Origin of the sequence: Nocardiopsis yanglingensis, from assembly GCF_045809185.1 — a bacterium.
GTDB classification, from domain to species: domain Bacteria; phylum Pseudomonadota; class Gammaproteobacteria; order Xanthomonadales; family Xanthomonadaceae; genus Stenotrophomonas; species Stenotrophomonas yanglingensis.
In genome coordinates this window covers 37,370-49,373 of sequence record NZ_JBJNRH010000021.1, presented here as the reverse complement: position 1 = coordinate 49,373, position 12,004 = coordinate 37,370, and the positions used below count along the sequence as shown (strand labels likewise).

Here is a 12,004-nt window from a genome sequence, read left to right as displayed (position 1 = left end):
GCGGGCCGCCGGGGGGCCGAACCCCCCGCCGTCCCGGCGGGGGTGTGCGCCGCCCCGCGCCCGGCACTACCTGCACAAAAAAAACGCACGGCCATCCAGCCGTGCGTTTCGAAAGTATCGGCCGCACCCCGATCAGGCCCGGCCGACAACGACATGCTAGGCTCGCCATCATCATGGGTACAGCACCAGATGGCGGGCAGTTCGATGGATACAGATGACCAGAGCGCGATGATCCCACCCCGCTACCAACGGCTGTCCGACGAACTGGCCGAGGCCATTCACGGCGGTCGCCTTCCGGTTGGCAGCCGCCTGCCCTCGCTGCGGCAGATGGCCTCACAACGCAGGCTCAGCCTCAACACGGTAATTGCCGCCTATCGCCAGCTGGAGGACGCCGGCCTGGTCATTCCGCGGCCCAAGGCCGGCTTCGAGGTCGCGCCGCGGCTGTCGGTGCCGGAACGTTCGCTGCGCGACACCCCGTCCGCGCCCACCGCGCCGCTGCAGCAGGTGCTCATGGCCCGCGTGCTGGAGGCACAACGCCGCCCCGGTGTGATCGATCTGGCCTTTGCCGGTCCGCGTGGACGCCAGTTCTATCCCGGCGCGCAGCTGGCCCGGCATACCGCGCAGGTGCTGCGCCACGGCCAGCAGACGGTGGAGACCTATGCGCGACCGAACGGTTCGCCGCGGCTGCTGGCCCAGATCGTGCGACGTGGCCCGCGCATGGGCCTGCATACCCACAGCGAACGCCTGCTGCTGACCCACGGTGCGATGGAGGCCCTGCAGCTAGCGCTGCGCGCGGTCACCCAGCCCGGTGATGCGGTCGGCATCGAGGCGCCGTCCTACTTCAACCTCTACCCGTTGCTGGCCAACCTCGGCCTGCAGGCCATCGAACTGCCCACCCACCCGCAGCACGGCCTGGATGTCGATGCACTGGAATCGATGCTGGAGCACACGCCGCTGGCCGCACTGGTGGTGATGCCGACCGTGCACAACCCGCTGGGCTGCACCATGCCGACACCCGCCAAACAACGCCTGGCCGAACTGGTCAACGCGCGCCAGCTGCCGCTGATCGAAGATGCGGTGTACGCAGAACTGCAGTTCTGCGAGCCGCCGGCACCGCTGCTGAAGGCGTTTGATCGCGACGGCTGGGTGATGGTGGTCGGAGGTTTCTCCAAGACACTGGCACCGGATTACCGCATCGGCTGGCTGGATGGCGGCCGCTTCGCCGAGCGCATCGCGCTGCTGAAATTCCAGTCCACCGGTGGCGAACCGCAGCTGCTGGGCGACGCGGTGGCGGCGTATCTGGAAGCGGGCAGCTACGAGCACCATCTCCACCGCATGCGCCGGCTGTACCGCGAGCAGGTCGGGCGGCTGCGCCAGCTGGTGGCCGAACACTTCCCGGCCGGCACCCGTGCCACCGAGCCACAGGGCGGATTCCTGCTGTGGCTGGAACTGCCGGGCGTGGACACGCGCGAGCTGTTCGAGCGTGCACTGCAGGAGGACATCGTGTTCATGCCCGGCCAGGTGTATTCGCGCGGCGCTCGCTACCGCCACTGCCTGCGGTTGTCGTGCTGCCAGACGCTGGATGCGCGCTTCATCGGCGCGGTGGAGCGACTGGGTGGGATTGCGAGGGAGCTGGCGGCTGCAGCTGGGTTGGGCGGGCGGGTGGCGGCAAACCGGGGTTGCGCGGGGGGTCGGTTGTGCCCGCCCCGCGCCCGGCACTACCCAGGATCACTCAAGCAGATGCGCCGACAGCGCTTCGCCATTCGCACCCGGCAGATGCGGCAGCCGTCCCCAGCACGGCATCGGCAGGCGCTGCTGCAACGTCGCGATGTTCTCGTCCTGGCGCTGCATCGCCGGGTCGATGTGGTTGCCGATCCAGCCCAGGCACTCCACGCCGCTGGCCTGCAGCGACTGCGCAGTCAGCCGAGCATGGTTGACGCAGCCCAGTCGCATGCCCACCACCAGCAGTACTGGCAGCCGCAGTGCACGTACCAGGTCCAGCTGGTCCAGCGTGGCCGAGACCGGCGCCAGCCAGCCGCCAACGCCCTCCACCACCACGACATCGGCCTGCGCGCGCAATCGTGCGAACGCGGCCACGATCGGCGCCAACTCCACCTGCACGCCATCCTCGGCAGCGGCCAGCTCCGGTGCCAGCGGCTGCCGCAGCGCATACGGGTTCAGGTCGGCATAGTCCGGCACCGGCCAACTGGCCGCCTGCAGCGCCAATGCATCCTCGTTGCGCAGGCCCTGACCCAGGTCTTCGCTGCCGCTGGCCACCGGCTTCATGCCCACCGCGCGCAGGCCGCGCCGGCGCAGCGCATGCAGCAGCGCGGTGCTGGCCGCGGTCTTGCCGATCTCGGTATCGGTGCCGGTGACGAACAGGGCAGGCGGCAGCGTGGCAGGCAACAGCATCGACAAGCTCCAACGGGGCAACAGAGCGTGCATTATCGCCGGCCCGGCGCGCTTGCTAGACTGCGGGCATGTTCGCCAATGCCTCGCTCACCGGCAGCAAGCCGGAACAATACGCCCAGCTGCTGGAACAGGCCCGTGGCCTGGTCTACGCCGAGTCCGACCGCATCGCCAACGCGGCCAACCTCTCCGCACTGGTCTACCACGCCCTGCCCGACCTGAACTGGGTGGGCTTCTACCTGTACGACGGCAAAGAGCTGGTGGTCGGACCGTTCCAGGGCCTGCCGGCCTGCGTGCGCATCCCCCTGGACAAGGGCGTGTGCGGTGCCGCTGCCAGCCAGCGCGTGACCCAGCGCGTGGATGATGTCGATGCCTTCCCCGGCCACATCGCCTGCGATTCGGCCTCGCGTTCGGAGCTGGTGGTGCCGCTGCTGCGCGGCGATGAACTGATCGGCGTATTCGACATCGACAGCCCGAAGGTCGGCCGCTTCGATGCCGATGACCAGGCCGGCCTGGAAGCCATCGCCCGCGTGTTCGTCGAGGCGCTGGGATGAGCGCACCGAAGCTGCGCAACATCGGCCCCAAGAGTGCGGCGTGGCTGCGCCAGGTCGGCCTGCGCAGCCGCGAAGACCTGGTTGCGATCGGTGCCGTGGGCGCCTTTGTCAAGGTCAAGCGCGCGGGCTTCAAGCCCAGCCTGAACCTGCTGTACTCACTGGAAGGCGCACTGCTGGACTGCCACTGGCAGGAACTGAGCGAGCCGCAGCGTGAGGCGCTGGTGCAGGATTACGAAGCGCGCATCGCCGCGCATCCGTTGAAAGCGGCCGGCCCGGCCTCGGGCCCGGTACATGAGCAGCGCTTCGATGCCGACGATGACGCTGAGGACAGCGTGGCCGAGCGCGCGGACGAGGATTGACGGCCTGGTAGTGCCGGCCGCTGGCCGGCAACCTCAGGAACGTTGCAAAGATCGTGCAGCTGCCGGCCAGCGGCCGGCACTACCGATCGGTTACGGCTGCTGCAGCTCCAGCAGCTCGCCCACCAGCCCGACCTCACCGCGTTCCAGCCACACCCGCAGACGGGTGCCGTGGTCGATGCGCAATGCCCAGCACAGCGACATCGGCAGGCCACAGACCTGCGACAGCACCATGCGCAGCGGGCCGCCATGGCTGACCACCAGCGTCGGCACCGGGTCGTCATCATCGAGCAGGCGATCCAGCGCGCGCGCGATGCGCCGCTCGAAGTGGCCCCAGCTTTCACCGTTCGGCGGCGGGAATGCATGCGGATCGGCATGGAAGGCCGCCAGTGCATCCTCCGGCAGGTCGAACAGCGACTGCCCGTCCCAATCACCGAAATCCAGCTCTTCCCATTCCTCGTCCGCGTCCACGTCCAGCCCGCGCGGGGTGGCCAGTGCCATGGCGGTGTGCAGCGAGCGCAGGCGCGGCGAGCTGATCACCCGCTCCCAGGGATGCGCGGCGTAGGCCTCGACCAGTTCCTGTGGCAGGCGGGCCAGCTGCGGCGGATCGCTGCGGCCATCAAGGAATTCATCGCGACCATTGCCGGCGTGGCGGACCAGGTCGAGGATCATGCGTGCGTCCCATGCGGGCGACGCAGGTACAACGGAAAACGGGCGGACATCGGCAACGGCACCACGGGATCTGAGGGGCCATTCTAAGGGCAGTCGAGCAAGCTCGACGCTACGCGCTGCCTGCGATGCCGTAGACTGCGCGCACTTCCAGGTGACCTGCGGCCATGGCCGGCAGGTTGAAACGGGAAGCCGGTGACGCGTGTTTCCACGCCATGCCGGCGCTGCCCCCGCAACGGTAAGCACGTCAGTTCCAGGCAACACCGCCACTGTGCCGCAGGCATGGGAAGGCGCCTGGACGGTGGCCTCGCGCCACCTGGCGGCGAGCCCGGAGACCGGCCCGGAAGCCTAAGGTCGCGATGCGGTGGGCATGGCGCTGGATGATCGCGGCCTGTGCTGCGGCATCGGCGCGTGCCTGCCTTCGCGGCTCTTCCCCTTCGCCACGCGGGCGTGCGTGGCACCTGGAGTCCCCCATGAAGCTGCAGTCCCGAATGCTGTCCCTGGCCGTGCTGGCCGCCCTGCCCGCGCTGGCCCAGGCCACCGATGACACCACCGCGCTCGACCAGATCCTGGTCACCGCCACCCGCACCCCCATCGCCCTGCAGGACAGCATCGCGCCGGCGCAGGTGATCGACCGCGCGCAGATCGAATCCAGCCAGGCTACGTCGCTGCAGGAACTGCTGCGCGGCCGTGCCGGCATCAACCTGACCAACTCCGGCGGCCTCGGCAAGCAGAGCTCGCTGTTCCTGCGCGGCACCAACTCGGGCCACACCGTGGTGCTGGTCGATGGCGTGCGCATCAACAGTGCCGACCTCGGCCTGGCCATGTACCAGGACCTGCCGCTGGCGCAGATCGAACGCGTCGAAATCGTACGCGGCCCGCAGTCCAGCCTGTACGGTGCAGACGCCATCGGCGGCGTGATCCAGATCTTCACCCGCCGCAACCAGGGCGATTTCGCCCCGCACTTCCAGCTCGGTGGTGGCAGCAACGGGCTGCGTGAAGCCAGCGGCGGCATCGGTGGTGGCACCGAGCGCGGCTGGTTCGGCGCCGACATCGCCTACCAGCATTCCGATGGCATCGATGCCTGCCGTGGCTCGGCGACGCTGTTCACCGGTTGCTTCGCCGACGAGCCAGACCGCGACGGCTACCGCAACCTGTCCAAGAGCCTGCGTGGCGGCTACACCTTCAACGACCAGTGGAACGTGGAAGGCAGCGCGCTGCGCGCCGACGGCAAGAACCACTACGACGGTTACTACAACTACTCCGAAACCCGCCAGCAGGTCCTGGCCGGCAAGGTGCGCTACACCCCGTCCGAACGCCTGGCATTCACCGCCAATGTCGGCCGCAGCGACAACGAGTCGGACAACTTCGGCGCACCGGGTGTGTTCGGCAGTGCTCAGACCCATCGCGACAGCGCCTCGCTGCAGGGTGACATCACGCTGGCCGAGGGTCAGCTGCTGAGCACCGGCGTGGACTGGAGCGAAGACAACCTGGATGGCAGCAGCGCCGGATATCTGGTCGACAGCCGCCGCAACACCGGCGTGTTCGTGCAGTACCAGGGCCGCTTCGGCCGCCACCAGCTGCAGGTCAGTGCCCGCAACGACGACAACCAGCAGTTCGGCAATCACGCCACCGGCAGCGTTGGCTGGGCCATGGAGCTGGGCCACGGCCTGCGCGTCAATGCCAGCTACGGCACGGCGTTCAAGGCACCGACCTTCAGCGACCTGTACGACCCGTGGAGCGGCGTGCCGACGTTGAACCCGGAGAAGTCCAAGAGCGCCAACCTCGGTGTTTCGCAGCAGGGCCAAGGCTGGCACTGGGGCCTGGACGTGTACGAAACGCGCATCGATGACCTGATCACCTACGATGCGTCCACGATGAAAATGCAGCAGGTGGAGAAGGCGCGCATCCGTGGTGCCGAGCTGACCGGTGGCGTGCTGCTGGCCGGCTTCGACATCAATGCGCAGCTGAGCTACACCGACCCGCGCAACCGCACCCATGGCAGCACCCAGTTCGACAACTGGCTGCCGCGCCGCGCGCAGCAGACCGCGCGCCTGGACATTGATCGCCGCTTCGGTGATTTCCGCGCCGGCCTGACCGTGCAGGGTGCGGGCAAGCGCTATGACGATGCCGCCAACGCAGTGAAGGTCGGCGGCTACGGCACGCTGGACCTGCGCGCCGAATACGCGCTGACGCCGGAGTGGTCGCTGCTGGCGCGTGCCGCCAACGTGTTCGACCGCCGCTACGAGACGGTGGCGTGGTTCAACCAGCCTGGTCGCGAGTACCAGCTGAGCGTGCGTTACCAGCCGAAGTGACCGCATGGTTTTTGTTTGGGCGGGCGGGGGGCGGCAAACATCATGACCTTCGGCAACGTCCCCGGGGTTGCCGGCCAGCGGCCGGCACTACCCCTTGCGTCGGCCCGGATCACTGCCCGGCGACCGGCGTTATCCGTTGCATCAGTCCTGCAACCCCGGCAGTTCACGCAGGTCGTCGATCACCGCCACCGCATGCGCAGTGGCCAGGTCCAGGCCGCGCGGATAGCCGTAACGCACCAGCGCGATCGGCATCCCTGCATCTTCGGCGGCGCGGTAGTCGGTCAACGAATCGCCCACCATCAGGCAGGCGTCCACCGGCAGCCCGAAGTGCGCGGCGATGTGCCGCAGCGGCTCACCGCTGGGCTTGCGCTGTGGCAGCGAGTCGCCGCCCAGCACCAGCGCGAACGCATCACCGATGCCCAGGTGCTGCAGCAGCGGCGGCACCAGCGCTTCGGGCTTGTTGGTACAGATCGCCAGCGGCACGTTGCGTGCACGCAGTTGCGCCAGCGCTTCACCCACGCCATCGAACAGACGCGGGCTGCGCAGCAGGCATTCGCGATAGTGCACCATGAATACCGGCATCACTTCGGCCAGGTCGACCTCACGACCAGCGGCATGCACGGCCTGTTCGACCAGGCGGCGCACACCGTCGCCGATCCAGCCCAGCACCGTGGTTTCCGGCACGCGTGCCACGCCGATGTCCTCCAGCGTGCGGTTCAGTGCTTCGGCGATATCGGCGGCGCTGTCGACCAGCGTGCCATCGAGGTCGAACACGACCAGCGGATAGGGATACGACAAGGGACGGCACCTGCATGACGTGGGGCCGTCCATTGTACGCCGCTGGTTTTTGCGCCGATCCGCTTCAACCGATGCGGCGCGCGCGGGTGGCCAGGAAGGTGGGCAGATAGCGGTCGATCAGGAAACGCGGCTGCGGCTGCCAGTCTTCCATGAAGCGATCGATGACGAAGCCGGCATCGAGCTGACCACCGATCAGTTCGGTCAGACTGTGGCCGAAGGTCAGCGCGTCGCCACGGGCCAGCTTCGCCTCGCGCTCGGACGGCGCCAGGTCTTCCAGGTCCGAATAGGGAATGGCGTACTTCGGCCGGATCAGGCCTTGTGCATCCAGCTGCGGATCGCGCGCACCAACGAACAGCACCGGGTTGTAGAAGCTGGCCATCAGCATGCCATCGCGTGCCAGCACGCGGCGGCATTCGGTCCACACCGGGCGCACATCAGGCACATACAGGTTCGAGATCGGGTGGAACACCACATCGAAACTGTCGTTGGCGAATACGTGCAGATCGCGCATGTCACCCTGCACGGTGCGCAGCTGCAGGCCATCGCGCGCAGCGACCCTGCGGTCCTGTTCCAGCTGCCCATCGGACAGGTCGAACACGGTGACGTCTGCCCCGGCCGCCGCCAGCACCGGCGCCTGCTGTCCACCGCCCGACGCCAGGCACAGGATGCGGCGGCCGCGCACATCGCCCAACCAGTCCAGCGGCAGCGCGCGCGGGGTCAGATGTACCTGCCAGCGGCCCTCGCGCGCGGCGGCAATCGTTGAGCTTTCCACCGGGCGCGACCATTCGCGCACTTCGCTGGCCTGGCGGTCCCAGGCAGCACGGTTGTGGTCGATCAAGGCCTGTCCATGGTTCATGTGTTCTCCTTGCCCGGTGGGCGCCAATCCAGATCCTGGAAGGCCGGGCTGGCGAAACACTCGCCCAGGAAATCCAGGAATCGCCGCATGATAGCGGGCTGCTGGCGCCGTGATGCGTACACGGCATGAATGCCGAGTTCGTCCAGACTGAATTCGGGCAGCAGTTCGATCAGCTCACCACTGCGCAGCAGCGGCGCCACCTGGTAGGTCGGCAGCATGGCGATGCCGGCGCCGGCGCGCACCGCCTCCAGCAGCAGCGAGGCCTCGTTGGCGCTGATGTTGCCGCCCACCGCCACCGACAGCGAACGCCCATCGCGGTGCAGCTGCCACAGGCTCTTGCCGACGTAATGGTGGGTCAGGCAGTTGTGCGCGGCCAGGTGCTCCGGGGCGGTCGGTGTACCACGCGCCTGCAGGTAGGACGGCGTCGCGCACAGCACCGAGCGGCAGGTGGCCAGCCGCCGTGCGATCAGGCTGGGGTCGATCTGGCGCGCGATACGCACGGCCAGGTCCACCCGCTCCTCCACCAGGTTCACGGTGCGGTCGACCAGCAGCAGCTCGATGCGTGCCGCCGGATGACGCGCAACAAAGCCGGCCACCGCCCGGGCCAGGTGACTCTGCCCGAACGAGACGCTGGCGGTCACCCGCAGCGTGCCGTGCGGCTCGGGATCATCACTGGCCAGCTCGCCCTGCAGTTCTTCGCCGATCGCCAGCATTTGCCGGAAGCGCGCCAGCGCCGCCTCACCGGGGCCGGTCAGGCTGATCCGACGCGTGGTCCGGTGCAGCAGGCGCGCACCCAGCCAGCCCTCGACCTCTGCCAGGTAGCGGCTGACCATCGCCCGTGACATGTCCAGCACTTCGGCGGCGGCGGTGAGGCTGCCGCGCTCGGCGACCTCGACGAACACGGTCATGGCGGTCAATCGGTCCATATGCTCGATCCATGCAACAAACAAGCGCGTTATACGCTGTTTTTCGATCAACTACAGCAGCCTAGAGTGGCCCCATTCCCACCCCACACCGCCCCACGGAGTCCTGCCATGAAGATCGCCCTCGTTGGTTCCACCGGCAACATCGGCCGCCAGATCGCCCGCCACGTGCTGGCCCGCGGCCACGAACTCACCGTCATCGTGCGCAGCGCACAGGACCTTCCGGCTGAACTGGCCGGCGCCCACCCGGTGATCGCTTCGCTGGATGACCAGGACGCGCTGGTCGCCGCCATCGCCGGCCACGACGTGCTGGCCAGTGCCTACGGCCCGCGCCCGGGCGATGACATCGGCCGCGTCGGCGAGGTCGCCGCGCAGCTGGCTGCCGCCGCACGCAAGGCCGGCGTGCCGCGCCTGGTGGTGGTCGGTGGTGCCGGCAGCCTGGAAGTCGCACCCGGCGTGCAGCTGGTCGATACCCCCAACTTCCCGGAGGCCTACAAGCCGTACGCGCTGGCCCACCGTGAGGCGTTCAACCGCCTGCAGGCGGTGGACGACCTGGACTGGACCTTCTTCTCGCCGGCCGCGGAAATCGGCCCGGGTGAAGAGCGCGGCCAGTACCGCGTGCAGGCCAAGGCCTTCCTGGCCGATGCCAGCGGCCACAGCCGCATCAGCTACGCCGACTACGGCGCGGCGTTCGTCGCCGAGCTGGAAGCGCACGCGTATCCGAAGCAGATCATCACCGCGGCGTACTGATGCCAGGCCGCCGGGCATGGCCCGGCGCTACCCACCTGTAGAGCCAGGCCCACGCTCGGCTCGCCGTCCGCCACAAGGAATTCCCATGCGTACCGCTGCCCTGCTGCTTCCCCTCGCCCTGGCCGCCACTTTCACCAGTGCGCCGCTGCTGGCCGCGCCGGCCGCCGCTGCCCCGGCCACGGCAACGAAATCCCAGCTGCACCTGCAGACCTTCCATCCCGGCCCGCAGGCGATGTTCTCGGTGTCCTCGGTGCTGATCGAAGGCCGCCACGACGCGATCCTGGTCAATGCGCAGTTTGGTGCCAGTGACGCGCGCAAGCTGGTCGAGCTGATCCGTGCCAGCGGCAAGCAGCTGACCACGATCTACATCAGCCACGGCGATCCGGATTACTACTTCGGCCTGGCCACCCTGCAGGACGCGTTCCCGCAGGCACGCATCGTCGCTACCGCGCAGACCGTCGCCCACATCCAGCAGACCCAGGCCGGCAAGCTGGCCTACTGGGGGCCGAAGATGGGTGCCGACGTGCCGGCGCGCATCGTGGTGCCGCAGGTGCTGGACGGCGATGCCCTGCAGCTGGAAGGCCAGCGCCTGCCGCTGATCGGCCTGGATGGCCCGACCCCGGATCGCACGGTGCTGTGGGTGCCGTCGCTGCGCGCGATCGTCGGTGGCATTCCGGTGGTGGCCGGCGAGCACGTGTGGATGGCCGATACGCAGACGCCGAAATCACATGCCGACTGGCTGCAGACCCTGCAGCGGCTGCAGGCACTGAAGCCGAAGGTGGTGGTGCCGGGGCATTACGCGCCGGGCGCGGCGCTGGATGCCAGTGCGCTGCGGTTCACCGCGGACTACATCCGTGCGTTCGACGTTGAGGCGGCAAAGGCGAAGGACAGTGCGGCGTTGGTGAAGGCGATGCAGGCACGTTATCCGACGCTGGACGGCGTGGCGTCGCTGGAGCTGAGTGCGAAGGTGGCCAAGGGCGAGATGCAGTGGCCATGAGGTAGGAGTTTCTTTTGCAGGGCTGCGCCCTGCACCCGCTCAATGCAACAGCAACAGCCGAAGCAACAGCAGCAGCTGGCTATCCGTGGGATGGCGAGGTGGGTCCGGTTGCGGGGGACGCCGTGAATCCGTCCATGGAGGCTCGGTCGCGCCATCCATGGCGCTCACGCCCCCGCAACCGGACCCACCCCGCCTTCGACAGTTTCCCGCTATCTGTCGGAACCTGCTGCTGATGGTGGAGCCTGCTGCTGATGGTGGAACCTGCTGCTGTTGGTGGGTGCCGACCGTTGGTCGGCACGGCAATGATCAGTGCTCGAACAATTCCCCCTGCACCACCGGCTCTTTCTCACGGAACCCACCAAGCCCGACACCCACCAGGCGGTAGCGGGTCTCTGCCGGCAGGTCGACGCGGGCGCGCAGGGCCAGGGCGATGTCGCGCAGTTCTTCCATCGATTCCGGCGGGCGCTCCGGGGTGAAGCTGCGGGTGAGGATGCGGAACTGCGCGGTCTTCAGTTTCAGCACCACGGTGTGGCCGACGCGTTCGGTCTTGCGCGTGGCATTCCAAGTCTTCTCCGCCAGCTGCACGATCGCTTCGCCCAGGTCTTCCAGCGGCAGGTCTTCGGCGAAGGTGTCCTCCGAGGAAATCGACTGCACCTGCTGGTCCGGCTCCACCGGCCGCTCGTCGATGCCGCGTGCGCGGTTGTACAGGCTGCGGCCGAAGCTGCCGAACGCCTCTTCCAGATCGATCAAGGCCCACTGCCGCAGATCGCCACAGGTGACGATGCCACGCGCCGCAAGTTTTCCTTCCATCACCTTGCCGACGCCGGGCACGCGGTTCACCGGCAGCGGCAGCAGGAACGCATCCACCCGCTGCGGCGGAATCACGAACTGGCCATCAGGCTTGCGCCAGTCCGAAGCGATCTTGGCCAGGAACTTGTTTGGCGCGATCCCGGCTGAAGCGGTCAGGTTCGTCTCCTCGCGGATCTGCGCACGGATGGTGCGGGCGATATCGGTGGCCAGTTCGATGCCGCTCTTCGGCTCGGTCACATCCAGGTAGGCCTCGTCCAGCGACAGCGGCTCGACCAGGTCGGTGTGGCGCAGGAAGATCCCGCGCACCTGCTGTGACACCGCCTTGTAACGTGCGAAGTCCGGCGGTACGAAGATCGCATCCGGGCACAGGCGCTCGGCACGCACGGCCGGCATCGCCGAACGCACGCCGAACACGCGCGCCTCGTAGGACGCCGCGCACACCACCGAACGCGCGCCACGCCATGCCACAACCACCGGCTTGCCGCGCAGTGACGGATCGTCGCGCTGCTCCACCGACGCGTAGAACGCGTCCATGTCGACGTGGATGATCTTGCGCAGTCGGGTCAT

11 protein-coding genes, 1 pseudogene and 1 riboswitch are annotated in these 12,004 nt (G+C 68.1%); of the genes and pseudogenes, 6 read left to right on the top strand and 6 right to left on the bottom strand.

Annotated features, from left to right (window positions below; translation table 11 throughout):
- Window positions 1-153: 153 nt before the first annotated feature.
- Window positions 154-1,569 (top strand): annotated as a pseudogene (locus tag ACJ7C5_RS19760) (aminotransferase-like domain-containing protein); the annotation flags it as partial.
- 159 nt (window positions 1,570-1,728) lie between these two features.
- Here the strand turns inward: ACJ7C5_RS19760 and bioD are convergent.
- Window positions 1,729-2,412 carry a dethiobiotin synthase gene (bioD, locus tag ACJ7C5_RS19755; RefSeq protein WP_097048430.1) on the bottom strand — a complete coding sequence of 228 codons (684 nt, stop codon included), beginning with the start codon at window positions 2,410-2,412 and terminating at the stop codon, window positions 1,729-1,731.
- Window positions 2,413-2,480: 68 nt separating this feature from the next.
- On the opposite strand from bioD, the gene ACJ7C5_RS19750 reads away from it, so the two are divergent.
- Window positions 2,481-2,963 (top strand): GAF domain-containing protein, encoded by a 483-nt coding sequence (locus ACJ7C5_RS19750; protein ID WP_004140850.1) that lies wholly within the window; start codon window positions 2,481-2,483, stop codon window positions 2,961-2,963.
- A complete protein-coding gene (locus tag ACJ7C5_RS19745; protein WP_032128727.1) occupies window positions 2,960-3,322 on the top strand; it encodes a TfoX/Sxy family protein in 363 nt (120 codons plus the stop codon). The genes ACJ7C5_RS19750 and ACJ7C5_RS19745 overlap by 4 nt, the downstream gene beginning before the upstream one ends.
- Before the next feature lie 90 nt (window positions 3,323-3,412).
- Here the strand turns inward: ACJ7C5_RS19745 and ACJ7C5_RS19740 are convergent, their stop codons facing one another.
- Window positions 3,413-3,991: a histidine phosphatase family protein gene (locus tag ACJ7C5_RS19740; protein ID WP_004140776.1), complete on the bottom strand. Its 579-nt coding sequence runs from the start codon at window positions 3,989-3,991 to the stop codon at window positions 3,413-3,415.
- Between the two features lie 132 nt (window positions 3,992-4,123).
- Window positions 4,124-4,346, top strand: a riboswitch (cobalamin riboswitch).
- 115 nt (window positions 4,347-4,461) lie between these two features.
- Between ACJ7C5_RS19740 and btuB the strand changes: the two genes are divergently transcribed.
- On the top strand, window positions 4,462-6,303 hold the full coding sequence (gene btuB, locus ACJ7C5_RS19735) for a TonB-dependent vitamin B12 receptor (RefSeq protein ID WP_412704856.1): 1,842 nt from the start codon (window positions 4,462-4,464) through the stop codon (window positions 6,301-6,303).
- Window positions 6,304-6,444: 141 nt separating this feature from the next.
- On the opposite strand, the gene gph is transcribed toward btuB, so the two are convergent.
- The 3 genes from gph to ACJ7C5_RS19720 form a co-directional block, all read right to left on the bottom strand.
- A complete protein-coding gene (gene gph, locus ACJ7C5_RS19730; RefSeq protein WP_412704855.1) occupies window positions 6,445-7,101 on the bottom strand; it encodes a phosphoglycolate phosphatase in 657 nt (218 codons plus the stop codon).
- Window positions 7,102-7,165: 64 nt separating this feature from the next.
- Window positions 7,166-7,957 (bottom strand): class I SAM-dependent methyltransferase, encoded by a 792-nt coding sequence (locus tag ACJ7C5_RS19725; RefSeq protein ID WP_412704854.1) that lies wholly within the window; start codon window positions 7,955-7,957, stop codon window positions 7,166-7,168.
- Window positions 7,954-8,883: a LysR family transcriptional regulator gene (locus ACJ7C5_RS19720; RefSeq protein WP_019338000.1), complete on the bottom strand. Its 930-nt coding sequence runs from the start codon at window positions 8,881-8,883 to the stop codon at window positions 7,954-7,956. The genes ACJ7C5_RS19725 and ACJ7C5_RS19720 overlap by 4 nt, the downstream gene beginning before the upstream one ends.
- A gap of 108 nt (window positions 8,884-8,991) precedes the next feature.
- Between ACJ7C5_RS19720 and ACJ7C5_RS19715 the strand changes: the two genes are divergently transcribed.
- Window positions 8,992-9,630, top strand: coding sequence for an NAD(P)-dependent oxidoreductase (locus tag ACJ7C5_RS19715; RefSeq protein ID WP_412704853.1), 639 nt, complete (start codon window positions 8,992-8,994; stop codon window positions 9,628-9,630).
- An 85-nt stretch (window positions 9,631-9,715) separates the two neighbouring features.
- The gene (locus ACJ7C5_RS19710) at window positions 9,716-10,627 is read left to right on the top strand and encodes an MBL fold metallo-hydrolase (RefSeq protein WP_412704852.1); all 912 of its coding nucleotides are present in this window, start codon (window positions 9,716-9,718) and stop codon (window positions 10,625-10,627) included.
- A gap of 306 nt (window positions 10,628-10,933) precedes the next feature.
- Here ACJ7C5_RS19710 and dinB read toward each other — a convergent pair whose 3' ends face one another.
- Window positions 10,934-12,004: a DNA polymerase IV gene (dinB, locus tag ACJ7C5_RS19705; protein WP_412704851.1), complete on the bottom strand. Its 1,071-nt coding sequence runs from the start codon at window positions 12,002-12,004 to the stop codon at window positions 10,934-10,936.

What these genes read in the sequence shown, in the direction of transcription:
- ACJ7C5_RS19710 (WP_412704852.1), top strand. Translation starts at nt 9,716, where the DNA reads ATGCGTACCGCTGCCCTGCTGCTTCCCCTCGCCCTGGCCGCCACTTTC.
- dinB (WP_412704851.1), bottom strand. Translation starts at nt 12,004, where the DNA reads ATGACCCGACTGCGCAAGATCATCCACGTCGACATGGACGCGTTCTAC.
- bioD (WP_097048430.1), bottom strand. Translation starts at nt 2,412, where the DNA reads ATGCTGTTGCCTGCCACGCTGCCGCCTGCCCTGTTCGTCACCGGCACC.
- ACJ7C5_RS19740 (WP_004140776.1), bottom strand. Translation starts at nt 3,991, where the DNA reads ATGATCCTCGACCTGGTCCGCCACGCCGGCAATGGTCGCGATGAATTC.
- ACJ7C5_RS19725 (WP_412704854.1), bottom strand. Translation starts at nt 7,957, where the DNA reads ATGAACCATGGACAGGCCTTGATCGACCACAACCGTGCTGCCTGGGAC.
- ACJ7C5_RS19750 (WP_004140850.1), top strand. Translation starts at nt 2,481, where the DNA reads ATGTTCGCCAATGCCTCGCTCACCGGCAGCAAGCCGGAACAATACGCC.
- ACJ7C5_RS19715 (WP_412704853.1), top strand. Translation starts at nt 8,992, where the DNA reads ATGAAGATCGCCCTCGTTGGTTCCACCGGCAACATCGGCCGCCAGATC.
- btuB (WP_412704856.1), top strand. Translation starts at nt 4,462, where the DNA reads ATGAAGCTGCAGTCCCGAATGCTGTCCCTGGCCGTGCTGGCCGCCCTG.
- ACJ7C5_RS19720 (WP_019338000.1), bottom strand. Translation starts at nt 8,883, where the DNA reads ATGGACCGATTGACCGCCATGACCGTGTTCGTCGAGGTCGCCGAGCGC.
- ACJ7C5_RS19745 (WP_032128727.1), top strand. Translation starts at nt 2,960, where the DNA reads ATGAGCGCACCGAAGCTGCGCAACATCGGCCCCAAGAGTGCGGCGTGG.